This window comes from Lentiprolixibacter sp. (assembly GCF_982873095.1).
On the sequence record NZ_CEYNTP010000093.1, the window covers coordinates 6,784 to 8,154 of the forward strand.

Sequence of the window (1,371 nt, forward strand, 5' to 3'; positions counted from 1 at the left end):
CCACGACAGATTTTTTCGAAAACCGGAGCTTGCTCAAGGAGCGCTTTGGGAAATTAATCCAGCTGGATGCTCCAGAACAACTGGCCCTTATCCCTTCCGCTTCCTATGGCCTGGCCAATGCAGCACGTAATATCAAAATAAGAGCAGGACAGGAAATTCTTATGGTTGCGGAACAATTCCCGAGCAACGTATATGCCTGGAAACGCCTGGCAGACGAAAACGGAGCAACACTTCGCACAATACATCCTCCGGCAACCTTCCAAAACCGGGGTGAAAAATGGAATGAAGAACTTTTAAACCAGATTACTGAGCGGACAGCTGTAGTAACACTACCCCATGTTCATTGGGCAGATGGCACCCTGTTCCTATTAAAGGCCATCCGGAAAAAAACCCGTAAAGTAGGGGCCCTGATGATCATAGACGGGACCCAAAGTGTGGGGGCCTTACCTTTTTCCGTTAAGGAACTGGACCCCGATGCCCTGATTTGTGCAGGATACAAGTGGTTATTAGGACCTTATGCGCTGGGTTTGGCCTATTACGGAAACTATTTCAACAACGGTGTCCCCATAGAAGAAAACTGGATCAACAGACTGCATAGTGAGAATTTCAAAGGCCTGACGGAATATCAGGAAGCCTTCCAACCGGGGGCAGAACGTTATTCAGTAGGGGAATCCAGCAACTTCAACCTTGTCCCCATGTTACTGAAGGCCATTGAGCAATTGCTGGAGTGGACCCCCGAGGCCATACAAGACTATTGCGGGGAAATTGCTGCCCCGTCCATTTCCAAAATCAGGGAACTGGGCTTCTATATTGAGGAGGATGCCTATCGGGCCAGTCACCTGTTCGGGATCTACCTGAGGAAAGGCCATAACCTGAATGCTATCAAAGCAGAAATGGAAAAACGGCAGGTTTATGTTTCCTACCGGGGGGATGCCGTCCGTGTAAGCGCACACCTCTACAATACGCCTGAGGATTTTCAAAAGTTACTTGCCTGTTTCTCGATCTAGGCCACGGTTGGATTTCAAATACAAGTACGAGTACGTATATTTGCACAAAGTTTAGCGGGTGACCAAATCCGACATCAAACAACTTTTTGCAAAGGCTCCTTTAATAGGGAATCTAGGGAAAGCTATTGCCCAAAAAGAAGCATTATCATCGATCTCCGGCCTGCCAGGTTCTTCACTTTCCTTTGTCCTCTCAGCACTGTTTGAAGCCTCAGAAGCCCCTTTTCTGCTGATCTTTGACGATAAGGAGGAAGCGGCTTATTTCCTGAATGACCTCGAACACCTATTGGGGGATGCCAATGTACTGTTCTTTCCAGGAAGTTATCGCAGGCCCTATCAAATCGAAGAGACCGATAATGCCAATGTG

The 1,371-nt window shown here is 47.8% G+C and carries 2 protein-coding genes; both read left to right on the forward strand.

Going from position 1 to position 1,371, the window contains the following annotated elements; translation table 11 throughout:
- A partial coding sequence (locus tag AC4E7D_RS07235) for an aminotransferase class V-fold PLP-dependent enzyme (RefSeq protein ID WP_490173142.1) occupies nucleotides 1-1,007 on the forward strand: 1,007 nt, incomplete at its 5' end.
- A gap of 58 nt (nucleotides 1,008-1,065) precedes the next feature.
- The coding region (locus AC4E7D_RS07240) for a hypothetical protein (protein ID WP_490173143.1) at nucleotides 1,066-1,371 on the forward strand (306 nt) is incomplete at its 3' end.